20 protein-coding genes are annotated in these 23,303 nt (G+C 70.2%); 7 read left to right on the top strand and 13 right to left on the bottom strand.

The annotated features are described in order from the left end of the window. The first annotated feature begins 13 nt into the window (after positions 1-13). Complete coding sequence (locus tag ACIBQX_RS22700) at positions 14-208, top strand: CsbD family protein (RefSeq protein ID WP_327107529.1); 195 nt, start codon at positions 14-16, stop codon at positions 206-208. A 63-nt stretch (positions 209-271) separates the two neighbouring features. On the opposite strand, the gene ACIBQX_RS22695 is transcribed toward ACIBQX_RS22700, so the two are convergent. Beyond that, on the bottom strand, positions 272-553 hold the full coding sequence (locus ACIBQX_RS22695; protein WP_397007521.1) for a metal-sensitive transcriptional regulator: 282 nt from the start codon (positions 551-553) through the stop codon (positions 272-274). A gap of 256 nt (positions 554-809) precedes the next feature. On the opposite strand from ACIBQX_RS22695, the gene ACIBQX_RS22690 reads away from it, so the two are divergent. Beyond that, positions 810-2,717, top strand: a complete 1,908-nt coding sequence (locus ACIBQX_RS22690) for an ABC transporter ATP-binding protein (RefSeq protein WP_397007519.1) — start codon at positions 810-812, stop codon at positions 2,715-2,717. Here the strand turns inward: ACIBQX_RS22690 and ACIBQX_RS22685 are convergent. Beyond that, entirely contained in the window at positions 2,648-3,265 is a 618-nt protein-coding gene (locus ACIBQX_RS22685) for a hypothetical protein (RefSeq protein WP_397007517.1), read from the bottom strand. The genes ACIBQX_RS22690 and ACIBQX_RS22685 overlap by 70 nt on opposite strands. A gap of 169 nt (positions 3,266-3,434) precedes the next feature. Here ACIBQX_RS22685 and ACIBQX_RS22680 point away from each other — a divergent pair, with 169 nt between their 5' ends. Then, on the top strand, positions 3,435-5,054 hold the full coding sequence (locus ACIBQX_RS22680; protein ID WP_397007515.1) for a serine/threonine-protein kinase: 1,620 nt from the start codon (positions 3,435-3,437) through the stop codon (positions 5,052-5,054). Then, entirely contained in the window at positions 5,051-5,839 is a 789-nt protein-coding gene (locus ACIBQX_RS22675; RefSeq protein WP_397007513.1) for a glycoside hydrolase family 16 protein, read from the top strand. Before ACIBQX_RS22680 ends, ACIBQX_RS22675 begins: the two co-directional genes overlap by 4 nt. A 352-nt stretch (positions 5,840-6,191) precedes the next feature. Here ACIBQX_RS22675 and ACIBQX_RS22670 read toward each other — a convergent pair whose 3' ends face one another. Then, on the bottom strand, positions 6,192-6,926 hold the full coding sequence (locus tag ACIBQX_RS22670) for a YqjF family protein (protein ID WP_397007511.1): 735 nt from the start codon (positions 6,924-6,926) through the stop codon (positions 6,192-6,194). A gap of 6 nt (positions 6,927-6,932) precedes the next feature. After that, complete coding sequence (locus ACIBQX_RS22665; RefSeq protein WP_397007509.1) at positions 6,933-8,738, bottom strand: flavin-containing monooxygenase; 1,806 nt, start codon at positions 8,736-8,738, stop codon at positions 6,933-6,935. A 201-nt stretch (positions 8,739-8,939) separates the two neighbouring features. Here ACIBQX_RS22665 and ACIBQX_RS22660 point away from each other — a divergent pair, with 201 nt between their 5' ends. After that, positions 8,940-10,553, top strand: a complete 1,614-nt coding sequence (locus ACIBQX_RS22660) for a serine/threonine-protein kinase (protein ID WP_397007507.1) — start codon at positions 8,940-8,942, stop codon at positions 10,551-10,553. A gap of 48 nt (positions 10,554-10,601) precedes the next feature. Here ACIBQX_RS22660 and ACIBQX_RS22655 read toward each other — a convergent pair whose 3' ends face one another. Together ACIBQX_RS22655 and ACIBQX_RS22650 are read right to left on the bottom strand one after the other, a co-directional pair. Beyond that, entirely contained in the window at positions 10,602-11,801 is a 1,200-nt protein-coding gene (locus ACIBQX_RS22655) for a tetratricopeptide repeat protein (protein WP_397007505.1), read from the bottom strand. After that, complete coding sequence (locus ACIBQX_RS22650) at positions 11,795-13,225, bottom strand: AAA family ATPase (protein ID WP_397007503.1); 1,431 nt, start codon at positions 13,223-13,225, stop codon at positions 11,795-11,797. The genes ACIBQX_RS22655 and ACIBQX_RS22650 overlap by 7 nt, the downstream gene beginning before the upstream one ends. Positions 13,226-13,476: 251 nt before the next feature. Here ACIBQX_RS22650 and ACIBQX_RS22645 point away from each other — a divergent pair, with 251 nt between their 5' ends. Further along, positions 13,477-14,361, top strand: coding sequence for a helix-turn-helix domain-containing protein (locus ACIBQX_RS22645; RefSeq protein WP_397007501.1), 885 nt, complete (start codon positions 13,477-13,479; stop codon positions 14,359-14,361). 3 nt (positions 14,362-14,364) lie between these two features. On the opposite strand, the gene ACIBQX_RS22640 is transcribed toward ACIBQX_RS22645, so the two are convergent. Further along, positions 14,365-15,192, bottom strand: coding sequence for an SAM-dependent methyltransferase (locus tag ACIBQX_RS22640; protein ID WP_397007499.1), 828 nt, complete (start codon positions 15,190-15,192; stop codon positions 14,365-14,367). A gap of 211 nt (positions 15,193-15,403) precedes the next feature. Continuing rightward, positions 15,404-15,970 carry a GTP cyclohydrolase I FolE gene (gene folE / locus ACIBQX_RS22635; RefSeq protein WP_397007497.1) on the bottom strand — a complete coding sequence of 189 codons (567 nt, stop codon included), beginning with the start codon at positions 15,968-15,970 and terminating at the stop codon, positions 15,404-15,406. A gap of 172 nt (positions 15,971-16,142) precedes the next feature. On the opposite strand from folE, the gene ACIBQX_RS22630 reads away from it, so the two are divergent. Continuing rightward, entirely contained in the window at positions 16,143-17,363 is a 1,221-nt protein-coding gene (locus ACIBQX_RS22630) for an NAD(P)/FAD-dependent oxidoreductase (RefSeq protein WP_397007495.1), read from the top strand. A gap of 18 nt (positions 17,364-17,381) precedes the next feature. Here ACIBQX_RS22630 and ACIBQX_RS22625 read toward each other — a convergent pair whose 3' ends face one another. Genes ACIBQX_RS22625 through ACIBQX_RS22605 form a run of 5 tightly spaced genes read right to left on the bottom strand, consistent with a single transcriptional unit; the run spans position 17,382 to position 23,019 of the window. After that, positions 17,382-19,415: an ATP-binding protein gene (locus ACIBQX_RS22625; RefSeq protein WP_397007493.1), complete on the bottom strand. Its 2,034-nt coding sequence runs from the start codon at positions 19,413-19,415 to the stop codon at positions 17,382-17,384. Between the two features lie 54 nt (positions 19,416-19,469). Then, positions 19,470-19,850 carry a hypothetical protein gene (locus ACIBQX_RS22620; RefSeq protein WP_397007491.1) on the bottom strand — a complete coding sequence of 127 codons (381 nt, stop codon included), beginning with the start codon at positions 19,848-19,850 and terminating at the stop codon, positions 19,470-19,472. Between the two features lie 58 nt (positions 19,851-19,908). Beyond that, the gene (locus ACIBQX_RS22615) at positions 19,909-20,802 is read right to left on the bottom strand and encodes a carbohydrate ABC transporter permease (RefSeq protein WP_397007489.1); all 894 of its coding nucleotides are present in this window, start codon (positions 20,800-20,802) and stop codon (positions 19,909-19,911) included. A 1-nt stretch (position 20,803) separates the two neighbouring features. Further along, positions 20,804-21,703, bottom strand: coding sequence for a carbohydrate ABC transporter permease (locus tag ACIBQX_RS22610; RefSeq protein WP_397007487.1), 900 nt, complete (start codon positions 21,701-21,703; stop codon positions 20,804-20,806). Between the two features lie 8 nt (positions 21,704-21,711). Next, a complete protein-coding gene (locus ACIBQX_RS22605) occupies positions 21,712-23,019 on the bottom strand; it encodes an extracellular solute-binding protein (RefSeq protein ID WP_397007485.1) in 1,308 nt (435 codons plus the stop codon). Positions 23,020-23,303 lie beyond the last annotated feature (284 nt).

Raw genomic sequence — 23,303 nt, 5'->3', positions numbered from 1 at the left:
GATGGGGGCGAACATGGGCGCCGACGACAAGGTTTCGAACAAGGCCGAAGAGCTGAAGGGCAAGGCCAAGGAGGGTGTGGGCCGGGCGACCGACGACGAGCGGCTTGAGGCCGAGGGCCACGCCGACCAGGGCAAGAGCAAGCTCAAGCAGGCCGGCGAGAAGGCCAAGGACGCGACGAAGAACGTGAAGGACGCTTTCAAGCACTGACGCGGCCAGGGCACGGGGACCTCCGGCAGGATGCCGGTGCGCCCGTGCCACCGCCGTGGATCGTCAGGAGCGGACGAGCCTGGCGATCGCCTCGGACGCCTCCTTGACCTTGGCCTCCGCCTCCGGGCCACCCTTGACGGTGGCCTCGGCCACGCAGTGGGCCAGGTGCTCCTCCAACAGGGAGATCGCGAAAGACTGCAGGGCGCTGGTGGTCGCGGACACCTGGGTGAGGATGTCGATGCAGTACTTGTCCTCCTCGACCATCCGCTCCAGGCCGCGCACCTGGCCTTCGATGCGGCGCAGCCGCCGCTGGTGGTTCTGCTTGTTCTCGGTGTAGCCGACCATACGGCCTACTATACCCCCGTACCGTATCCCGTGTCAGGTCCGGGTAGCGGATGTCAACGCGAGCACCTGGCTGTTTACCCGCCCATTACGGGAATTCAGCAACCCCCTTTCGTAACTGGCGATATGGGTCAAGCCTTCTTTGGCTTACGTGTTTGGTGTGGTTTATGGGTATATAGCGGTTAGCGTCCTAATCGACGCTCCAACACAGGGGGTAAGCAATGAACCTCATTCCTACTGGCTTCAGGTCCGGCTGCGGGTGCGGCTGTCGTCGTCGTCGCTGTGGATGCGGCTGGCGCCGCCGCAGGTGCTGCTGGTGGTAAGAGAACACGCTGAGAGCCGGCGGCCCCACCGCCGGCTCTCGTTCTCCAGCACCGGCCGGGGAGACCGTCCGGCCCTCGCGCCGACGGTCTCCCTGCGCCGCACGTTCCGCGAGTTCTGGCCCGACACCCACGGCCTGCGCTGGCTGCTCGTGGCCGGTGTGCTCTTCGCGATCCTGGCCGCCCTGTGCGAGGTCGCGGCGATCGGGCTGTTCGGCCGCATCACCGACGAGGTGCTCACCACTCGCGACCTGGAGGCGTTCTGGGGGCCGGCGTTCTCCTGGCTGGCGCTGGCGATCGTGGCCGGGATGGCATCGCTCGCCGGGACGTACTCCACGGCCGTGGGCGCCGAGCGCTTCCTGCTGCGGCTGCGTGACCGGGTGTTCTCGCACGTCCAGCGGCTGTCCCCGGACTTCTCGGAGAACCGGCGGCTGGGCGACCTGATGGCCCGGCTCACCGACGACATCGAGGCCATCGAGGAGATGATGGGCTCCGGTCTGGTGAAGCTGTTCACCACGGTCGCCAGCGTGATCTTCTTCGCCGGCGCGGCCTTCTACGTCCGCTGGGACCTCGCGCTGGTCACGATGGCGCTGGTGCCCATCTTCCTGGTGGTCTCGAAGGTCTTCGCGTCCAGGTTCAGGACGGCGGCCGCGCGCGAGCGGCGCAGCAACGGGGACATGAACAGCGTCCTGGAGGAGGGCCTGGCCAACCAGTCGCTCGTGCAGGCGTACAACCGCCAGCAGAGCGAGTCGCAGCGCCTGCACCGCACGGGGCAGGGCTGGTTGCGCGCCAACCTGACCCAGGCCTGGCTCTCAGGCCTGTACGGTCCCGCGGTCCAGGTGCTCGAGACCATCTGCCTCATCGTCGTGCTCGGCTTCGGCGCCTGGGAGATAGCCGCCGGCCGGCTCACCCTCGGCGGCCTGCTCGCCTTCGCCGCCTACCTGGCGATGCTCTATCCGGCCGTCCAGAGCCTGGGGGAGATCGCGCTCACCGTGTCGGAGGCGGCGGCGGGCTCCGACCGCGTCATGGAGATCCTCGGCACCCAGCCCGCCGTCACCGACAGCGCCACCGCCGTGCCGCTCGCCACCAGGGCTCGCGGCCGGGTCGAGTTCGAGCACGTCAGCTTCCGCTATCCCAGCCGCAGGCGGCTCGCGCTGCAGGACCTGTCGTTCGTCGCCGAGCCGGGAGAGCTGCTGGTGTGCACCGGGCCGAGCGGGGCGGGCAAGTCCACCCTGGCCAAGCTGCTGCTGAGGTTCTACGACCCGAGCGCCGGCCGCATCCTGCTGGACGGGACCGACATCCGCGACGTGACCCGCGACTCGCTCCGCGCGAACATCACCATCCTGCACCAGGAGACGCTGCTGTTCTCCGGGTCGGTGCGCGACAACATCGCCTACGGACGCCCGGCCGCCACGCTGGACGAGGTGATCCGCGCGGCGGAGCTGGCCGGGGTGCACGACTTCGTCAAGACGCTGCCGTTCGGGTACGACACGCGGGTGGGGCAGCGCGGCAGGCTTCTGTCCGGAGGTCAGCGGCAGCGCGTCGCGATCGCCAGGGCGATCCTGCGCGACGCCCCCGTGCTCGTGCTCGACGAGCCGATGACCGGCCTGGACCAGGTCTCGGCCGCGCGGATCATGGAGCCGCTGCGCCTGCTGATGGCGGGGCGGACGACGATCCTCATCACCCACGACCTGCGCCAGGTGCCGCGCGACGCGCGCGTGATCGAGCTGGAGCCGGTCGCTCGTCCTGGCCGGCTCCGCCTCAAGCACCAGGGGCGTCACGGGGTGAAGCGGCCGACGATCCCTTCGACGAGCCTGTTGACGCCGAGGGTGGCGAACAGCGACTGAGACCGGGTCGAGGTCGTGACCGCGGAGGTCTCGTACTGCGAGGTCGTGACGGCAGAGGCGTCGTACGGTGACGTCGCGACGAGCGTGGTGCCGTACGGCGAGGTCGTGACGACGCCGGTGCCGGTCACGCAGACCGCCATGGTGGTGCCGAGGACGCCCTGGAGCAGGTTGTCGACGCCGACGGCGCGGGACAGGGCCGGGACCGGCGCGGAATCCGGCCGGTACACGGCCAGGAAGGGAGTGTCGTCGACGTCGGCGAACAGCCCCTGGGCGAACGCCTCGACGTCGTCCTCCTCCGGCAGCGACACGGCCGGGGTCCAGTCCTCGGCCAGGATGCCGTTCTCGTCCACGGCGCCGAACATGCCCTGCATCAGATCCTCGGCGGAGATGACGTCGAGCACCGACTCGGTCGCCGGTGGCGCCTGGTAGACGAGGGTGCCGCCCACGCACGGCAGCGCGGCGGCGGTGTCGTCGGCGGAAACGGGGCCGGCCATCAGGGCCAGCCCGGCGACCGTCGCGGTCAGTGTGGTGAAGACGTGTTTGTACATGGGTGCCCCCTGCGGGTGGTGATTCGGATCATCCGCTGTGATCATTACCCGCCGAAGTGGATCATCTACTTAATGGTTGGATCAGGCAGTCTTTACCGATCTGAACTGGTGTACCGCCAGTGACAATTGATATCCGCCTGAACATGCCCGAACGCGTACTCTTGCTGGAATGCACAGACGGGTGATCGATGACCGATTCGAGCTGGTGGAGCGGCTCGGCGGCGGCGGCATGGGCCTGGTGTGGCGGGCCTGGGACACGGCACTGCACAGGGAAGTCGCGCTGAAGGAGGTCCGCCCCCCGGACCCCGCGATGGCGGAGCAGGACCCCGCCACCGTTCGCGAGTTGCGGGAGCGTGTCCTGCGGGAGGCTCGGGCGCTGGCCCGCCTCAACCATCCGCATGTGGTGACCATCCACCACATCGTCGACGAAAGCCCCGACGCCTACCCGTGGCTGGTCATGGAGCTCGTCAGCGGCGGGTCGCTGCAGGACCGGCTGGCCCACGGCCCGATGGCGCCGGGAGAGGTGGCCCGCCTCGGCCGCGAGGTCCTTTCCGCCTTGCGGGCGGCTCACGCCGTCGGCATCCAGCACCGCGACGTCAAGCCCGCCAACGTGCTGCTCCGCCAGGACGGCCAGTCGGTGCTCACCGACTTCGGCATCGCCGCCATCCGCGAGTTCACCAACCTGACCGCGACCGGCGCGTTCATCGGCTCACCCGAGTACATGGCGCCTGAGCGCATCAACGGCTACGAGGGCGACCCGGCCTCCGACCTCTGGTCGCTCGGCATGCTCCTGTACGTGGCCGTGGAGGGCCGTCATCCGCTGCGCCGGGCCACCACGATGGCGACGCTGGCCGCCGTGCTCAACCAGGACGTGCCGCCGCCCGAGCGGGCCGGACCCCTGGGGCCCGTGCTGATGGCGCTGCTCAGGCGGCACCCGCCCGCGCGCCCCGACCCCGACAGCCTGGACCGCATGCTCGCCTCGGCGGCAGCGGGGGGCCCGCCGTTACCCGGGCCCCCTCCGCCAGGATGGGGCCCGCCGCAGCCGATCCCGCACGCCCACACCATGCCGTCACGCCGTCCACGCCGGGGCGCGGGCGGCCTGATCGCCGGGGTGTCGGCCGCCGCGGTCGCCGCCGTCGTGACGGCCGGCGCGCTGGTGTGGGGGATGATGCAGCCGACGGGCGGCGATCCCGAGGACAGGCTGACCGGCCTGGAGTCGTCCGCCGACGCGGAGTCCCGCTCGCAGTCTCCGTCGGACTCGGAGAGGACCGGGCCGGCCGACGACCCCGAGAATATCGACGACCCCGAGAACGACCGTGAGCCCACCGACGACGCGCCCGTCAACCTGCTGACCCCCGCGGGGACCCGAGCCATGATCAAGGCGCTCAAGCCGGTGATCGGCGGCACCAAGGTCGTCCGGATGGTGGTCTACCCGACCTATGCCAGCGTCGACGCCCCGGTCAAGGGGAAGAAGGGCGTCTACGACCACTTCGTCTATCGGGAGGGCGTGGCCTCGCGCCAGGGGCCCGGTGGCGCCATCAACGCGACCATGTCGGTGGTGGACCTCGGCACGTTCGACTGGAACGTCCTGCCCGGCCTGATCCGCAGGGCGGACAAGGAGCTGGGCATCTCCAAGCCCACCACGCGCTATCTCATCGTGAACTCCGGGTTCACGTTCGGTAGCACGAAGGAAGTGCTGATGGTGTACGTCGGCGACGAGTACCACCGCACCGGCTATCTGGCGGCCGACCGTGACGGCCGGGTGGTGAAGAAGATGAAGGCCTCGTGACGACCGGCGACGTCACCAAGGACGGCTACGAGCTGGAGTTCGAGGACACCTTCGAGGGCGACCGCCTCGACGCGACCCGCTGGGTCGCTCACTATCTGCCGCAGTGGACCACCTCCGCATCCTCGGCCGCCCGCCACCGGGTCGGCGACGGGCTGCTGCGCCTGCTGATCGAGGAGGATCAGCCGCCGTGGTCGCCGGAGCTCGAAGGCGGGCTCCGGGTGTCGTCCTTGCAGACCGGCGTCTTCGCCGGACCCGTCGGCAGCACCATCGGGCAGCACGGGCGTGACTCCGGCGCGGTCGTCCGCGAGGCCCAGCGGAACGTCCGGCTCTACACCCCGCACTACGGCCTGATCGAGATGCGCGCCAAGGCGACCGACGACCCGCGCAGCATGGTCGCGCTCTGGATGATCGGCTACGAGGACCGGCCCGAGCGCTCGGCCGAGATCTGCGTCTGTGAGATCTTCGGCCGCGACGTCGGGCCGGACACCACCCGCGTCGGCATGGGCGTCCACCCCTTCGGCGACCCGGCGATCACCGACGACTTCACCGCGGAGCCGCTGCCCATCGACGCCCGCGACTTCCACGTGTACGCGGCGGAGTGGAAGCCCGGCCAGGTGTCCTTCTTCGTGGACGGCCGGCGCATCAGGACCGTGCCGCAGGCGCCGGACTATCCGATGCAGCTCATGCTCAACATCTATGAGTTCCCGGGGGATCCTGTGGTGGGGGAGCGCCCATATCCCAAGGAATTCATCGTTGACTATGTACGGGGATATCGCGCGCTTTGACACAAACGAATAGCACGTTACGCGCCTTTTACCGTAACCAAATACGGGCTATTCCTTACGAGTGCCGCCAGTCAAGTCTTTTTTGATCGATGTCCAGGTCGTGATTTATCGCGATATAGGCATTAGTGTCCCTTTTGGAAGAACCGAAAGGGGGAGACGAGATGCTCACCAGTGGATACCCGACCTACCACCGAGGTGGCTGTCGACGTCGTCGTAGGTGCGGTTGTCGTCGCGGTTGGGGCGGCGGCTGGGGCGGCGGCTGGGGCTGGCGCAAGTCGTCCTGGTGGTGGTAGCAGCTGAAGAGGCGAGACTGGGAGCCGGCGGATCACCGCCGGCTCTCCTGTGTCCGGGCTCACCAGCTCCACATGCCCACCCGTACCGGCACCCCAGGGGAGGCGTGCAGGATGGGATCGTCGTCGGGCGCGGGCAGGCCGCCGGCCTGGAGCAGGCTCTGGTCGAGGCGGATCAGCGCGGCGCGGTGCAACGGCCAGGGCTCGTGCTCGATCTCGGCCGAGGCCAGCCGGTTCGCCATCTTCGTGAACAGCCTGAACCTCGCCGTCAGGAACCACGCGAGCTCGTCGCCGTCCCAGGACGCCGTGTCCCGCTCCACGTCCACGTCGCAGCGCGCGCCGCTGGGGCCCGGCCAGGTGCGACGGCACCGGTACTGCGTGAGCGCCCCGGCGATCCGTACGGACATGTCCGACCAGAAGTAGGGCAGGCCGTAACCGGCGCGACCGCCGAGCGCGGCGGGCAGCCGTCCGGCGTCCAGCGACAGGAACCAGATCCCGCTGCGCCCGCGATCGTCGCGCACGTAGGTCCGCAGGTTGGTCTCGGGGAAGCGGGACAGCCACGGCAGCGCGGGCAGGCCCGCCGCCCGGACGTCCTCCATGACAAAGGGCGTCATCCCGATCCAGGCCGTCCCGTCGAAGGTCTCCACCGTGAGGGAGTCCGGCAGCATCGGCTGGATGAGCGCGGCGGGATAGCGCCAGTGCAGGAAGGTGATGTCGGACCAGCGGTGGTGCATCACCGGCCGGGCGACCCTCGGCGTGGGCGGGGGGCCGCCGTCGTGCTCACTCGTGTCGTCCATACCCCGTCACTCCCTGAACTCCAGGCCCTCGAACGCGCCTGACTCGCGCCACCGGTCGAGGTAGGCGAAGTAGGCCACCGCGCCCTGCGGGTAACCGACCCGGAACCCGGTCGCCTGGCCGGATTCGTGGCCCTCGTTGTTGTAGTAGCCGGGAGTGCAGCCCGGCGCCCCCAGGATCCTGCCCGTCCCCGACCCGAGCAGCTCGACCCATGCGTTCTCGGCCTGCTCGGAGACCTCGACCTCGCGGTGGCCGTGAGCCAGGGCGTGCCCGATGACGGCGGCGATCGTCCGCCCCGACTCCGTGAGGTCGTGCGGGATGTTGGCGACGAGGTTCGCGCCCTGACCCAGCTGCACCAGGAAGGCGTTCGGAAACCCGTGCGTGTGGATGCCGTGCAGGGTGCGCATCCCCTCGGCCCAGCGCTCGGAGAGCCTGACGCCGTCGCGCCCGGTCAGGTCGAAGCCGGCCCGCCGCGTCCATGCGGTGCCGACCTCGAAGCCAGAGGCGTAGATGACGCAGTCGACGGCGTACTCCCTGCCTCCGGCGACCACCCCGGTCTCGGTCAGGCGCTGCACGCCCTTGCCGTCGGTGTCGACGAGATGCGTGCCGGGCAGGTTGAAGGCCTGCAGATACTCGTCGTGGAAGCACGGCCGCTTGCACAGCTGGCGATACCACGCCTTGAGCCGCTGGGCGGTCTCCGGATCGGCGACGACGGCGTCGACCCGGGCCCGGATCTCCGACATCTTCTCGAAGTCCGCGTCCTCGAAGGCCACCAGCATCCGCTCCAGGCTCCGCTCCTCGGCGGGCAGCGCCATGATCCTCGAACGCACCCGACTGGCGATGTCGGTCCAGCCGTCCATCACCAGGTCCTCGTCGGGCATCGCGCCGCTCTGGTTGGCGGTGAAGTTCGCCAGCCAACGCCGCTGCCAGCCGGGCTCTGCGATCTCCGCGAACCACCCCGGATCGGTCGGCCGGTTGTCCCGGACGTCCACGGACGACGGCGTGCGCTGGAAGACGTACAACTCCTCGCACGCCCGCGCCAGGTGCGGCACGCACTGCACGGCCGTCGCGCCGGTGCCGATGATGGCCACCCGCTTGCCGGCCAGCCTGTCCATGGGCGCGCCGGAGGGGTCGCCGCCGGTGTAGCCGTAGTCCCATCGGCTGGTGTGGAAGGAGTGCCCGCCGAACGATTCGATGCCCGGGATGCCGGGCAGTTTCGGTACGTGCAGCGGACCGATGCCCATGGCGACGAACTGGGCGGTGAAGTCGTCGCCCCGGTCCGTGCGGACGATCCAATGGGAGCGGCTCTCGTCCCAGCGCAGGTCCTGGACCTCGGTGTGGAACAGCGCGTGGTCGTACAGCCCGTACTGCTTGCCGATGCGCCGGCAGTGCTCCAGGATCTCGGGGCCGTGCGCGTACTTCTCCGTCGGCATGTGCCCGGTCTCTTCGAGCAGCGGCATGTACACGTACGACGCGGTGTCGCACTGCGCGCCCGGATACCGGTTCCAGTACCACGTGCCGCCGAAGTCGCCGCCCTTGTCGATGATGCGCACGTCGTCGACCCCGGCCTCCTTCAGCCGCGCGCCGGTCACGAGCCCGGCGAAGCCGCCGCCGACGAACGCGACGGTGACGTGGTCGGTCCTGGGCTCGCGCTCGGTCCTGGGGGTGTACGGGTCGTCGAGATAGTGCGCCAGCTCCCCGGTCAGCCGGAGATACTGGTCGTTGCCGTCAGGGCGGAGCCGCTTGTCGCGCTCTTCCAGGTATTTGCGGCGCAGTGCTTCTTTGTCGACGTCTGGACGGTCAGTGACGGACATGCCTGCTCCCGATCCGGGGACCATCGGCCTGATACCAGCATGGCATTCGGCGACCGCCTCGGTAAGGGCGACCGGCCGGAGCCGACGCTCAGGGCAGGCCCCGCCGTCGGCGACAATCAGCACGTTGTGACAACATGTCCTGACTCATGCCGTTAAGGTGCGTGGGGTTGATCCCCGATCTTCTCAGGAGTCGCCCCGGTCATGCCGAACGCAGCACCTCTACGCGAAGGCGACCCCACGGCCGTAGGGGTCTACCGGATCGTCGGCCGGCTGGGAGCGGGCCGTCACGGAGTCGTGTACCTGGGCCAGGCCCCCGACGACCGGCTCGTGGCCGTCAAGGTGCTGCGCGAGGGCGTGTCCGGCGACCTGACCAGGGCACTCGCCGCCGCTCGCCGGGTCGAGCCGTTCTGCGTCGCACAGGTGCTGGACGCGTCGACGGGCGGGCGGGCGTACATCGTCAGTGAGTACGTCGACGGCCCCTCGCTGGCGCAGGCGGGCCGCCACACCGGCGCGGACCTGCAACGACTGGCGGTGAGTACGGCCACCGCGCTGGCCGCCATCCACCAGGCGGGCCTGACGCACCGGAGCTTCAAACCCGCCGACGTCCTGCTCGGCAGAGACGGCCCGCGAGTCGCCGACTTCGCCCACCCCCGTGACACCCGGACCCCGGCCACCGACTTCGACACGGCCACCCACACCGGCACCGGCACCGGCACGGGCACGGGCACTGGCACCGGAACGGGATTCGACCGTGTCGCCGACCCCTCAGTCCCGGGCAGCGTCGTCGGCCCGCCGGCCTATCTGGCCCCCGAGCAGCTCGCGGGCTCCGCAGTCGGGCCCGCCGCCGACGTCTTCGCGTGGGGCTGCGTCGTCGCCTCGGCGGCCACGGGCACGCCGCCGTTCGGCGACGACTCCGTGCCTGCCGTCACAGGCCGCGTCATGTACGCCGAGCCGTGGCTGGGCGACCTGCCGGAGCCGCTGCGCTCGGTCGTGCACGACTGCCTGGCCAAGGACCCCACCGTCCGCCCGGCCATGCGGGACGTGCTGGCGCGGCTCACCGCCGGTCCGCGACCGGTCCGCCGCCGGCCGGCGCGGGCCCTGCTGATCGCCGGGTCCGCCGCGGTCATCGCCCTGTCCGCGTCCGCCGCGATCATCTGGAACGCGTCCTCGACCGGCGGGAGGGGAACCCCGCAGCTCGCCGCGCACGTCGGCGAATCGCCGACCGTCCCGCAGGAGACGGCTGGGGACGACACAGCCGGGGACGACACAGCCGGGGACGAGACGACCGAGGACGAGACGACCGGGGAGGGGGCGCCGAAGACGCCCGCGACCAGGCGCGCGACCACCCAGCCGAGAGCGAAGACCAACCGCCCGACCACGCGGCCACGCCGCACCGCCACGCCCGGCCCCACGAAGACCCGGCCGACGACCGGGCCACGCGCCACCCCCACGCCGTCGCGCGCCCGTCCGAACAAGAAGGCGGCGACCGCCTCGTTCTCCCTGGCCTACGTACGCGTCCAGGGCTCATCCAAGATCGACTCTGATGGCGTGACGTGCTACACGGGATCGATGAACTTCGGCGTCGGGATCGACGCGACGAAGCCTGCCGCGCCGTACTCCTATCAGTGGCTCCACGACGGAAAGGTCATCGAGCGCGGCTCGTCCCGGCTGCCGTCGGGCAGCCGCAGCGACTACGTGCCCTCCAGGAGGATGCTGCGACCGCAGGACGGCACGCACCGGGTCACCTTCCGGATCACCGCGCCGGTCGTCAGGTCCGAGTCCGTCACGTTCGCCATGTGCCAGACGCGGCCGTGACCGTCAGCGGTGCTCCCGGACAAGCGGTGCTCCCGGGCAACAGGATGCTCACAACGGCGCTCGCTCCTTGCGGAACACGCGCCGGACACCCGCTGCCACCCAGATCGTGGCCAGCGCCGCGTAGACGCTCAGCAGCGCGGGGCCCACGGAGCCCAGGGCCACCGAGGCGACGATGGCCAGCCCCAGCAGGCCCGTCCAGCCGTACAGGACGGCCCGCGCGCGGGCCGAGCCGGTGTGCGCGGCCTCCTGTACGGGCGTGACCAGGGCCATGACCGCCACGCCACCGGTGCCGAGCGCGTCCTGTCCGAGCGTGATCCCGAGGGTGAGCAGCGCCGCGCCGAGGGCAGGCAGGCAGCAGCACAGCAGGGCCACCCGCGACTCGGCCCCCTCGAACAGCAGGCGGGTGGCCTTGGCGCGGGCCAGTCGCAGCGTGGTCCACGACTCGGCGATCCACGCCGCCCAGTGCAGCAGCGCGATCAGGACGAAGACGATGATGACCGGCGGCACGGCGGGCAGCAGGAACACCAGCCACCAGCCACCCCGGAACCTGCTCTGGAACCGCGACAGCCACCGGTAGAGCGGGTTGCGCCGCTTGAGCGCCGCCACGAGCAGCTCCCTGGCCTGGTCGAAGCCGGGGTCGAGGCGGAGCACCTCACGGAAGGCGTCGGCCGCCTCGCGCGGATCGCCGAAGGCCAGGGCCGCCCGGCCGTACACCAGGTGCGCGGTGGCGCTGTCCGGGTCCAGTCGTACGGCCTGCGCGGCGGCGGCCTTGGCCGGCTCGGCCTCGCCCAGCGCGACGAGTGCCAGCGCCAGCAGGCTCGCCGGCTCGGCGGCCTCCGGATCGATGGCCAGGCCGCGACGTGCCGCGTCGGCCATCTCACGCCAGTGGCCGGTCAGCATGTGGGTGCGGGCCAGCAGCGTCCAGGTGGGCACGTGCTCGGGTGAGATCGCCAGCGCCGCCTGGACGGCGGCCATCGCCAGGTCGGGCCGGCGTTCGCGGTAGTGCACGTGCCCGGCCACGTAGTGCGGGAACCAGTGGTCGGGCGCCAGCCGCACCGCCTCGGACGCCTCGGTGACGGCGTCGGCCGGATCGCCCTGCTCCAGGAGGGCGAGGGCGAGGAAGGAGTGCGCGGCGCTGTGCTGCGGGTTCTGCGCGAGCAGGCCGCGCAGCTCGCGCTCGGCGTCGGCCGGGCGGCGCAGCTCCAGCAGCGTGCGCGCCCGCTCGATCGCGTCGGAGACCGCTACCACTTGCCCTTGCCGCCCTTGATCCAGGGCATCAGCTCGTCCCAGGCGCCGGAGTCGTTGGCGTGCATCACGTAGTTGCGCGCGGTCGCGAACCACTCGCGTACGGAGGTGGGCCGTGCGGCCTGGGCGGCGGCCAGCAGGTCGGGCGTCTCCAGCGGGATGGCGCGGCCCGCGCTGATGGACTGGTGCAGCTTGGCCTCCACCGCCCGGTCCACCACGCCCTTGAGGTCCGCGCCGACGAAGTGCTCGGTGATCCGCGCAACCGCGTCGAAGTCCATCTCGGCCAGCGGCTTGTCACGGCACAGGATGCGCAGGATGGCCGCCCTCGCGGAGGCGTCCGGCGGCGGTACGAACACCAGCTGGTCGAACCGGCCGGGACGGCGGAACGCGACGTCGATGTACCAGGGCGCGTTCGTGGCCGCCAGCACCAGGACGCCCTCGTTGGCGTTCTGGTCCACCCCGTCGAGCTCGGCCAGGAACTGGTTGACGAGCTGCCGGTTGTGCGCCTGGCGCATGTCGGAGCGGCGGGCGGCGAGGGCGTCGACCTCGTCGAAGAACAGCACGCACGGCCGGTTGCGGCGGGCCAGGTCGAACGTGGCCCGCAGGTTGCGCTCGCTGGAGCCGATGTACATGTCGAGGATGTCGGCCAGCCCGACGTTCACGAACGACGCGCCGAGCTCGCCCGCGGCGGCCCTGGCCAGGTGCGTCTTGCCGCCTCCCGGAGGCCCGTACAGCAACACTCCGCCACCGGCGCGCTTGCCGAACGCGGCGAACAGCTCGGGCTGCTGGACCGGCAGCAGGAGCTTGACCCGCAGCGCCTCCTTGACCGCCTCCATGCCGGCCACGTCGGCGAACGTCGTGCCGGAGCGCTCCACCTCAGCACTCGCCCCGTCGGCCTGCGCCGGATACCCCCCGCCCGTCCCGTACGGCGCGGCAGGCTGCGCGGGCGGGCCGGCCGGTGGGGCCGGGGGCGTGGGGTTCGTGTACGGCGAAGCAGCCGGCGCCGGTGTCGGATGGGGAGCCGGTGGGGTGGCCAGCCTGGCGGCCAGGGCGGCGTCGGCGACGGACGGATCGCGGGAGACCGCCTCGTGATAGCGGTAGGCCGCGGCGGCGAGGTCGCCCTCGGCGAGCAGCGCCCGCGCCGCGATGACGCCCATCGGGGGCGGATAGCCGGGGGTGACCAGGAACGGTTCGAGCGCCGCCAGCGCGGCCCCGTGCGCGCTCTGCCGGACGAACGCCTCCGCCAGCCCCGTCGTGATGCTCACGTCCTTGGGGGCGAGCACCAGCGCGGCCCGGAACTCGGCCTCGGCCTCGGCCAGGTAGCCCTTGGCCAGGAGCTGGTTGGCCAGGAGCTGCCGGAGGGGCAGGTTGTCCGGGGACAGCCGGGCGGCATCGCGGAGCGGCTGGAGGCCGGCGTCGTCGAGCACGTGTCCGGTCCCTTCTGTTGCAGGATTCGGTCGGTCTCAAACCAGGCAAGGCTACCGAAACCACACGCCTTCGGGGCCGCTCCCGCTCCTGCGGAAAGGAGGTCAGGGTATTGGCGCCGAAGCGGTAGATGAAAGTGCAACGGTCATGCTGGCATGGTCGTGGCATTCCAGCCGGGCGGCGTGGCAGGATTACCGAAGGTTAGACCGTCAATTTTGCCGATATAGGAGCGCATATGCCGAATGCTCGGAGTATGGGCGATCTGACCGAAAATACCGGTAAGGATCCCCACCAGTCCGGGCCGACGGCACTGCGTATCCTCGTCGGCGCCCAACTGCGCCGCATGCGCGAGTCACAGGGCATCACCCGCGAAGCCGCGGGATACGCCATCCGGAGCTCACACTCCAAGATCAGCCGCATCGAGCTCGGCCGCAGCACCTTCAAGGCCCGCGACGTGGCCGACCTGCTCACCCTCTACGGGGTGGTCGAGGAGGCCGAGCGCTCGGCCCTGCTCATCCTGGCCGAGCGGGCCAACGCCGTGGGCTGGTGGCACGAGTACCGGGACGCGGTGCCCGACTGGTTCGACGCCTATCTGGGGCTGGAGCAGGACGCGGCGTTGATCCGCGCCTACGCGGTCCAGTTCGTGCCCGGCCTGCTGCAGACCGAGGACTACGCCCGCGCGGTCCTCGGCCGGATCCACGAGGACTCGCCGGACGACGTCGAGCCCCGGGTCGCCCTGCGGATGCGCCGCCAGCGGATTCTCACGCCCCCCACCTCGCACAGGCTGTGGCTGGTGATGGACGAGTCGGTGCTGCACCGTAAGGTCGGCGACACCGCCGTCATGCGCGCCCAGCTCGCCCACCTCGCCGAGCTGGCCGAACAGCCGCACATCACCATCCAGCTGCTCCCGCTCGACTACGGCGGCAACGTCGGAGGCGTCGGCTCCATCACCATCCTCCGCTTCGCCGAGGCGGAGGTGAATGACGTGGTCTACCTGGAGCAGATCGCGAGCGCCCAGTACCTCACGAAGCAGTCCGACGTCGATCCGTACCAGCAGCTGATGAACGAGCTGGGCCTGCACGCCCGCCCCGCGACCGACACCCCCGCGATCCTGCGCGAGCTCATGGCCTCGCTCTAGGTCCTACGGCTTGCGTGCCACGCAGCACAGCGCGTCGACCTCGGCCGGCGAGGCGAACGGGTCGGGGTCCGGCCGCCACAGCGGGATGGACACCATGCCCGGCTCCACCTGCTCCAGCCCGTCGAAGAAGGCGCTGAACTCCGCGCGGCTGCGCAGGGTGTAGGGCGCGGGCGCGCCGTCCCCTTCGTTGAAGTTCTCCTGGGCCTGCTCCAGGGCGTCGCCGGTGACCACGTTGACGCCGTCCCACATGGCCAGGTAACTGCCGGAGGGCAGGGCGTCCACCAGCCTCCCCACGATCGCGTACGGCTCCTCGTCGTTACGCAGGTAGCCCGCGATGCCCATCAGCATCAGCGCGACCGGCCGGTCGAAGTCCAGTGTCTTGGCCGCCGCCGCGAGAATCGCCTCGGGCTCGCGCAGGTCGGCCTGGACGTAGTCGGTGGCGCCCTCGGGGGTGCCGACGAGCAGCGCGCGGGCGTGGGTCAGCACCAGGGGGTCGTTGTCCACGTAGACCACCCGCGCGTCAGGGGCCACCCGCTGGGCGAGATCGTGGGTGTTGTCCACGGTGGGCAGGCCCGTGCCGACGTCCAGGAACTGCCGGACCCCCGCCTCGCCGGCGAGATGGCGCACGATGCGGGCGAGCAGGTGCCGGGACAGGCGGGCGATGTTGACGATGTCCGGGAACGCCTCGCTGAACTGGTCGCCCGCGGCGCGGTCCACGGGATAGTGGTCCTTGCCGCCGAGCCAGTAGTTCCACATCCGTGCCGAGTGCGGCACGGTGGTGTCGATTTTGGGGGAAAGCGCCGGGTCGGGAATGGCCGATTCCTCTGTCACGAGAGCCTCTCCTGTTGTGTCGCATCCACCGCGATCAATCCAGTGTCGTGGCTTTCTGCTGACCTGTCAGCCGACCATGCGCCACCCATCGATTTTTCTTGAAAAATCAACAGAAAAGACCCCGCCTCCGCCCGGCACTGCCGGGCGGAGGCGGGGCGTCCGGGGGGTCAGCCGCGTCCGGCAGTGCTGGACGGGGCGGGGCGTCCGGGGGTCAGCCGCGTCCGGTGGAGCTCGGATGGCCGGTGAGGGCGAAGAACTCGGCACGGGAGCGGGCGTCGTCCCGCAGCGTGCCCAGCAGGGTCGAGGTGACCGTCATGGCGCCCGGCGCCTGCACGCCGCGCAGGGTCATGCAGCTGTGGTCCGCCTCGATGACCACGCCGACCCCTCTGGGCGCCAGCCGGTCCTGGAGCGAGTCGGCGACCTGCTTGGTGAGGCGCTCCTGCACCTGGGGGCGGCAGGCGAAGTGCTCCACGATCCTGGCCAGCTTGGACAGGCCCACGATGCGCTCGCCCGGCAGGTAGCCCACGTGGGCGACGCCGGTGAAGGGCAGCAGGTGGTGCTCGCAGATCGAGCGGACGGGGATGGCGCGGACCAGCACGAGCTCGTCGTAGCCCTCGTCGTTGGGGAAGGTCGTCAGCTCGAAGGGCCGCGCGGTGAGCATCTCGGCGTAGGCGTGCGCCATCCGGCGAGGCGTCTCACGCAGACTCTCCGCGTCGGTGTCGATGCCCAGGGCGGCCAGGAACCGCTCGGCCGCGAGCTCGGCCGCGGCCAGGTCCATCCCCTGGGCGGGGGCTTGTCGGTGTGATGTGAGGGACCGGATGGCTCCCACCTCCTATTTAGCTAATAGTTGTTAGTTATATCCGGATACGGGCGCGTTGACCAGTTATTTTGTCAACCACCATGGGTGTTAAATGGAGGAGAGCCGTCCGCGACCCGACAGGAGCCCCACCATGACATTCGTGATCGCCGGCGGCGGCCTGGCCGCTGCCAAGGCCGCTGAGGCCCTGCGTGAGCAGGGTTTCGACGGTCGGCTCGTGCTGATCGGCGACGAGCCCCATCTCCCCTACGAGCGCCCGCCGCTGTCCAAGGACTACCTCCAGGGCGGCTCCGAGCGGGACAAGATCTTCGTCCACGACGCCGCCTGGTACGCCACCCAGGACGTCGACCTGCGCCAGGCCACCACGGTGATCGGCGTCGACCGTGGCGCGCGCCAGCTCTCCCTGTCGCGAGGCGAGCGTCTCGGCTACGACAAGCTGCTGCTGGCCACCGGCGCCAGGCCGCGCCGCCTGCCGTTGCCGGGCGCGGACCTCGACGGCGTCCTCTACCTGCGCACCGTGGACGACAGCGAGCGCCTGCGCGCCACCCTGGCCACCGTCTCCCGCGTGGTGATCATCGGCGCCGGCTGGATCGGCCTGGAGGTGGCCGCCGCGGCCCGTGCCGCCGGGGTGGCGGTGAGCGTGCTGGAGGCGGAGCGGCAGCCGCTGCTGCGCGCCCTCGGCGCCCAGATCGCTTCCGTCTTCGCCGGGCTCCACCGCGAGCACGACGTCGACCTGCGGCTCGGCGTGCGGGTCAGCGAGATCACCGGCGAGCGCGGCAAGGCCGACGGGGTCCGGCTGGCGGACGGCACGCACCTCCCGGCGGACGTCGTCATCGTGGGCATCGGCGCCGTCCCCAACACCGGCCTGGCGGTCGAGGCCGGCCTGGAGGTGGACGACGGGATCGTGGTGGACGCGGCCCTGCGCACCTCCGACCCGCACATCTTCGCCGCCGGCGACGTGGCGAGCGCCCACCACCCGGTGCTGGGCCGCCGCATCCGCGTCGAGCACTGGGCCAACGCCCTCAACCAGCCCGCCGTCGCCGCCCGCTCGATGCTCGGGCAGGAGGCCGCCTACGACAAGCTGCCCTACTTCTACACCGACCAGTACGACCTCGGGATGGAGTACATCGGCCTCGCCCTGCCGGGGAACAACGACGACGTGGTCGTCCGGGGCGATCTCGGCTCCCGCGAGTTCATCGCGTTCTGGCTCGACGGCGACCGGGTGACGGCCGGCATGAACGTCAACATCTGGGAGGTCACCGACCAGGTCGAGGCGCTGATCCGCGCCGCCGGGCCCGTCGACAGGGCCAGGCTCGCCGACCCCGGCGTCCCGCTGGATCAGGTCGGCGTCTGACGCGCACGGGGCCCGACCTCACCGTCCGGCCCCGTACGACTCGCGATGCCACAGCTCCTCGCACACCCGCTCGATGCCCGCGCCCAGGTGGCGTCTGTAGGTCGTGAACGGCAGCCCGAGCCGTTCGGCGGCGGCCTCCTGGGTGGGCACGCCTCGCAGGAACGTCGTGGTCAGGGCGCGATGGAGCTTGACCGCCCGGGGGTCCTCCCGCAGGGACTCGATCGTCCGCACGAGCAACTCGCGCAGTGCGGTGGCCGGGTCCGGCGCGGGGTGCCTCTCGACGAGCCTGCTGCGGGCCAGCGGGCTGCCGGTCAGCGTGCCGGGGCGGTTCAGGCCGCGCAGCGCCTTGCGTACCGCGTCGCCGAACTCCTCCCGCGTCAGCACCGCCGCTTCCGGCTGCGGGGCGGGGGCGAGCTCCCGCGCGCCGGACATGAGCAGCTGGTTCTGCCGGTCCAGCCACGCCTGCGCGGGCACCAGCCGCCAGTCATGGGCGAACAGCGCGTACGGCTCGTCGCCCAGCATCGGACGCACGGTGATGTCATGCATGTCGTGGTGCCGCATGTAGGCGCTGGAGGACTCCGGGCCGCTCACGGCCAGGTACGACCAGGCCATGCGGTCCGCGCGCAGGCAGCAGGCCACGGCCCGCCAGTGGATGAGGTCCATCACCGGGGAGTCGCCCTGCTGGTCGGGCAGCACCCAGGTGCGGCCGACGGCCACGAACTCGCCCGTGCGCGGTGGCGCGGTGGCGCGGGCGTGCGCCCAGGCCGCCGCCGTGATCGGGTCGGCCGCGAAGTCCTTCTCGTCGGACTCCTCCAGGCGCAGCCACGCGCTGAAGGCCACCGGCTCGCCGGTCTCCGTGCGCCGGTAGACCCGGAAGCCGCCCGGCTGCCGTGCCAGCCAGTAGGCGACCCAGGCCGCCGACTCCTCGTTGTCCACCTGGCCCGCGAGCCGCATCAGCGCGTCGGCGTCCGCCGGCTGGAAAGGGTCCTCCTGGATCTCGCCCACGCCCTGCGAGACGGGGGAGCTCGGGCTCGTCCCGTTGTGGCGGTGCAGGTGGAACAGCGCTTGGACGGCCGGGAGCACGTCCGGCTCGGCCGCGGTGCGCACCCAGGTGGCGAGGTGGTCGTGGATGCGGCCGTGCATCGCCGCGTACCCCTGCGGGTCGCGCCAGCGCAGGTCGGCCTCCAGCGCCTCGCGCACCACGTCGTGCGGGAACACCCCGCAGTCGTTCGACTCGACGAACGGCAACCGCCGCAGCCAGGCGAACAACGGCGCGGCGTCCTCGCGCAGGGCCGCGCGCAGCAGGTCCTCCGTGGTCGTGTACGCGTGCGCGCAGACTTCCAGGGCGTGCCGGTGCGCGGGTGACGGGACCTCGCCGATCAACTGCTCCAGCAGTGTGGTGACCACGTCCTGGCTGGGCGCCCACCGGTCGCTCGCCTGATGGTCCTTGATCGCCACGGCGGCGCCGAGCGACAGCGCGAGCGGATGGCCGCCGGCGAAGACGAGCAGCGGTTCGAGCAGGGCGGGCGCCACGCCACGGGCGGCCAGCAGCGCCTTGGCGTCCACCGGCGCGAGATCGCGGAGCCGGATCACCGTCAGCGCCTCGGCCCACCCGGGGTCCGCCTGCCAGCGCACGTCGAGCGGGGACCGTCCGGCCACGACGACGAGCGCGCCGACCGGCACCCGAGGCAGGAACCGCTCACGCAGCCAGCCCTCCAGCCCCTGGCACCGCTCGAAGGTGTCGACCAGCAGCACCGCCCGCGCGTCGCGCAGCACCAGGCCCGCCTCGGCCTCGAACGCGGCCGGTGAGGGGTCGAGCGTGCGCCCGTCCACCATCGCCACCGGCCGCCCGGCTGCCGTCGCCTCCTCGGCGAAGCGGCGCAGCAGCGCCGACTTGCCGATTCCGCCGGTTCCGTGGACGTACAGGACGCTGGGGCCGCCGTCGTGCAGGGCCGAGCGGAAGTTCGCCAGCTCCTGCTCCCGCCCGACGAAGGCGCGCGCTCGCGCGCTCCGTAAGTGGCTCTCCAGCAGCGTGAGATCCCCCGAAGACATGGGGCAACCTTAGCTTTTTGCCTGCTCAAGGCCGGGTGTGACGGGTGCGTACTTTTACACGTTGACCGCTGCGTGTGGATATGGGTGGTCCGGTGACCGGTGCTGGAAGGAGAGGATGGCGGGGTTCTGGATGACGCCGTCGCGGATCTCGATGGCCTTCCTGATGGTGTCGGCCTTGTCCCACGCGTGACGGCCGTCGAGCACCGTCCGCAGGTGGGGGAGCAGCGCCTCGCTGATCTCCCAGATGGCGGAGTTCCACAGATACGACGGGCTGTGGTCCACGGCGTAGTAGTGGACGTTGTCCCCGACCTCGAACATCGGCCGGGTGAACGGCGTGGGCCGGGCCCAGCTGAAGCCCATCCCCTCGTCGCAGGACACGTCGATGATGAGAGTGTCCGGCGCGAAGGCGGCCAGATCCGGCTCGGTGACGAACATCAGCGGATGATCGGTGGAAAGGTGAAAGGGCCGTCCGCGTAGTGCACGCGGACGGCCGTCACTTACCGAAACCGGCGGTCAGACCGCTGAGCAGCTGACGCCTGCCGACCATGTACATGACCAGGATGGGCAGCGTGGTGAGCAGGACCGAGGCGAGCACGGCCGGCACGTTCACGCTGTACTGGCCCTCGAAGGCCGCCAGGGCGAGCGGCAGGGTCCGCTTGTCCGGGCTCTGCGTCAGGATCAGCGGCAGCAGGAAGCCGTTCCAGATCGTCAACCCGTTGTAGATCGCCACCGTGACCACGGCAGGCCGGGTGAGCGGGAACGCCAGCCGCCACAACGTCCCCCACTCGGTGGCGCCGTCCAGCCGCATCGACTCGAACAGTTCCTTGGGGATGTCCCGGATGAAGTTCGACAGCACCAGCACGGACAGCGGGATGGCGAAGGCGATCGACGGCAGGATCATCCCCAGCAGGGAGTCGTACAGGTTCAGCCTGATGATGATCAGGTAGACCGGGATGATCGTCGCCTGCAGGGGGATGGCCAGGCCCATGAGGAAGAGCGAGTTCACCGACCTCAGGAACCGGCCTCTGCCACCCCGGATGATCGCGAAGGCCGCCATGAAGGAGACGGCGACCGCGGGGACGACCGCGCCGAGGGTGACGATGATGCTGTTGACGAAGTACAGCGGGAAGTCCGACTCGATGACCATGACGTAGTTGGCCAGGGTCGGCTCGGTCGGCGGCACCAGCGGGTTGGTCGCGTAGTAGTTGCTCTGCGTCTTGAAGCTGGTGATGACGATCCAGTAGATCGGCACCACGACGATCAGCAGCCAGAGCCACCCGGCCGCACCACCGAGCCAGTTCTTGTTGCTGGTCGGCCGGACGTTGCGGCGGCGTCGATGTTGTCTGGGAGCGCTCTCTCTGGGGCGCGTCGCTACGGGCGTCCCCATATCAGGCACCTTCCAACTGGCTGTCGCTGTTGTTACCGCCACCGATTCGACGCAGCAACAGCGCCAAAAGGAGGCCGACAATGACGAGGATGACGGCGATCACGCTGGCCGGACCCATGAGGTTGGCCTGGAAGCCGCGCTTGTACATGTCCAGTGCGAGCACCCGGGTCGCGTCGCCCGGTCCGCCCGCGGTCATCACGTAGATCAGGTCGAAGAAGGTCAGCGACCCGACGACCATGAGCGTGGACGACGTGATGATCGTGTACTTCAGCTGCGGCAGCGTGATGCTCCAGAACATGCGCACCCGGCCCGCGCCGTCCAGCTCCGCGGCCTCGTACATCGAGCGCGGGATCTGGCGTACGCCACCCTGGTAGAGCAGCGAGTGGAACGGGATGAACTGCCAGGACACCACGAAGATCACCACGCCGAGGGCCAGGGTCGGCTCGCCGAGCCAGTCCTGGATCAGGATCTCGATCCCCAGCCCGGCGCCGAGCCCGAAGTTCGGGTCGAGCAGCGCCTTGTAGGTGATCGCGATGGCGGCCGAGCTGAGCAGCAGGGGGATGAAGTAGACCACCGCGAGCACCGCGCGGTAGCGCTGCCGACCGGCCAGGAACACCCCGAGCAGGATGCTGAGCGGCGTCTGGAAGGCCCATGACAGAGCCATCACCAGGAACGTCACCCAGAGCGAGTGCATCAGCCCCGGGTTCTCCAGGACGGCGCGCCAGCTGTCGAGGCCCGACAGCCGGATCTCGCCGAGACCGTCCCAGGTGGTGAAGCTGAGCCACAGGACTCCGACCAGCGGGACCACGGCGAAGGCGACGAAGAACGCCAGCGCCGGCAGGGCCAGCCAACCGAGCGAGCCGCCACGGCCCTTCTTTCTGGGGGCCGTGGCGGAAGTCACGAACGTGCTCACTTGCCGATGACCGCGTTCATGTTCGTGGCGAACTCCTGCGGTGTGATCGACAGCTGGAACAGCTTGGAGATGTTGTCCAGCAGCACCTCGGCGGCCGTCGGGCTGAGGGCCTGGTCCCAGGACTGGGCGAAGGTCTTGGCGTTGACGGCGATGCCGTAGACGAAGTTCAGGAAGTCCTTGTCCTCGGAGTTGGCGAACTCCTTGTCGGAGCCCTTGACGACCGGCACCGCGCCGGTCGCGACCCACTCCTTGACCGCCGCGTCGCTCATGAGCTCGGTGGCGAAGAACTTCTTGGCGATTTCCTTGGCCTCGGGGGTCGCCTTGGAGGAGATCGACATGTACTGGCCGGGGTTGCCGACGGTGTTGCTGGGGTCGCCCTTGCCGCCCTCGATCGGCGGGAAGTTCATGTAGCCGAGGTGGCCACCGGAGACGAAGTCGCCGCCGTCGGCCTTCATGCTGCCGTAGCACCATCCGCCGTGCAGCATCATGGCGGCCTTGCCGGTGTAGAGCAGCGCCTGGTCGGCGTTGGAGTCGGCGGTGATCGAGGAGAAGCCCTTGATGAACCCGTCGGCCTTGATCAGCTCCTGCATCTTGGTCAGGGCGTCGATGGCGACCGGGTTGTTCCAGGCGTCCTTCTCCTCGTCGAACACGGCCTGGAAGACCTCGGGGCCGCCGAGGCGGTCGAAGAGGAACTCCAGCCACATCATGTTCGTCCAGCGGGACTGCCCGCCGAGGGAGAACGGCGCGATGCCCGCGGCGTTGAACTTGGGCACCAGGGCCATGATGTCGCCCCAGCTCTCCGGGGGCTTGGCGTTGATCTTCTCGAAGGCCCGCTTGTCGTAGTAGAGGACGATGGGCTGCATCGTCTCGCAGGGCATCGCGTAGATCTTGCCGTCGATGGTGGCCGCGCCGAAGGAGGAGTCGAACAGCCGGTCCTTGACCGCCTTGTTCTCCTCGAACCAGGAGGTGAGGTCCTCGACCTGGCCGGCCTGCACGTAGCTGCGCAGACCGCCGCCGCCCCAGCCCCAGATGAGCGTGGGGGCCTGGCCGGCGCCGATCGCCGTCTTGATCTTGGTCTTGAAGGCGTCGTTCGCGAAAGTCGTCCCGGCGATGGTGCCGCTGGGGTTGGCCTTGTTGAACCGCTCCATGGTCCTGGTGCGGACGCCTTCCTGCGGCTGCACCGACAGGTACCAGTAAGTGGCGGTCGCGGCACCCGCGGCGCCGGTGCTGCTCGCTTCGGCGCCGGGCCTGCTCGGACCTGAAGTGCCGCACGCGGCGAGCGCGGCTCCCAGAGGCAGGCCCATGGAAAGGGCAAGGAAGTTGCGACGCGATGTTGTCCTGGGCTCCACGCTGATCTCCGTATTCGTATGCCGGGGGCTTTGCCGCGGCTCGCTGAACTTCGAACGGGCCGGCGGTGGATCAGCACCCCCCGATGCCGCTCGTCCACTCCTCAGTGAGCCGGCTATTGAAACATTTACGAAACAGACTGTGGCACGCCAATCTAAGTATCGGCAATTGTCGTGTCAAGACTGCAACCAAGGGTCTCGAACAGGTCTCGGGAAAACCACGTGTATGGTACTTCCGCCAG

This window comes from Nonomuraea sp. NPDC049714 (assembly GCF_044465295.1).
In the GTDB taxonomy this organism is placed as follows: domain Bacteria; phylum Actinomycetota; class Actinomycetes; order Streptosporangiales; family Streptosporangiaceae; genus Nonomuraea.
The sequence above is the reverse complement of the archived record's forward strand: the minus strand, read 5'-3'. Positions and strand labels throughout refer to the sequence as shown.

What these genes read in the sequence shown, in the direction of transcription:
- ACIBQX_RS22625 (WP_397007493.1), bottom strand. Translation starts at nt 19,415, where the DNA reads ATGTCTTCGGGGGATCTCACGCTGCTGGAGAGCCACTTACGGAGCGCG.
- ACIBQX_RS22660 (WP_397007507.1), top strand. Translation starts at nt 8,940, where the DNA reads ATGCCGAACGCAGCACCTCTACGCGAAGGCGACCCCACGGCCGTAGGG.
- ACIBQX_RS22695 (WP_397007521.1), bottom strand. Translation starts at nt 553, where the DNA reads ATGGTCGGCTACACCGAGAACAAGCAGAACCACCAGCGGCGGCTGCGC.
- ACIBQX_RS22685 (WP_397007517.1), bottom strand. Translation starts at nt 3,265, where the DNA reads ATGTACAAACACGTCTTCACCACACTGACCGCGACGGTCGCCGGGCTG.
- ACIBQX_RS22680 (WP_397007515.1), top strand. Translation starts at nt 3,435, where the DNA reads ATGCACAGACGGGTGATCGATGACCGATTCGAGCTGGTGGAGCGGCTC.
- ACIBQX_RS22670 (WP_397007511.1), bottom strand. Translation starts at nt 6,926, where the DNA reads ATGGACGACACGAGTGAGCACGACGGCGGCCCCCCGCCCACGCCGAGG.
- ACIBQX_RS22665 (WP_397007509.1), bottom strand. Translation starts at nt 8,738, where the DNA reads ATGTCCGTCACTGACCGTCCAGACGTCGACAAAGAAGCACTGCGCCGC.
- ACIBQX_RS22620 (WP_397007491.1), bottom strand. Translation starts at nt 19,850, where the DNA reads ATGTTCGTCACCGAGCCGGATCTGGCCGCCTTCGCGCCGGACACTCTC.
- ACIBQX_RS22630 (WP_397007495.1), top strand. Translation starts at nt 16,143, where the DNA reads ATGACATTCGTGATCGCCGGCGGCGGCCTGGCCGCTGCCAAGGCCGCT.
- ACIBQX_RS22615 (WP_397007489.1), bottom strand. Translation starts at nt 20,802, where the DNA reads ATGGGGACGCCCGTAGCGACGCGCCCCAGAGAGAGCGCTCCCAGACAA.
- ACIBQX_RS22645 (WP_397007501.1), top strand. Translation starts at nt 13,477, where the DNA reads ATGGGCGATCTGACCGAAAATACCGGTAAGGATCCCCACCAGTCCGGG.
- ACIBQX_RS22605 (WP_397007485.1), bottom strand. Translation starts at nt 23,019, where the DNA reads ATGGGCCTGCCTCTGGGAGCCGCGCTCGCCGCGTGCGGCACTTCAGGT.
- folE (WP_397007497.1), bottom strand. Translation starts at nt 15,970, where the DNA reads ATGGACCTGGCCGCGGCCGAGCTCGCGGCCGAGCGGTTCCTGGCCGCC.
- ACIBQX_RS22700 (WP_327107529.1), top strand. Translation starts at nt 14, where the DNA reads ATGGGCGCCGACGACAAGGTTTCGAACAAGGCCGAAGAGCTGAAGGGC.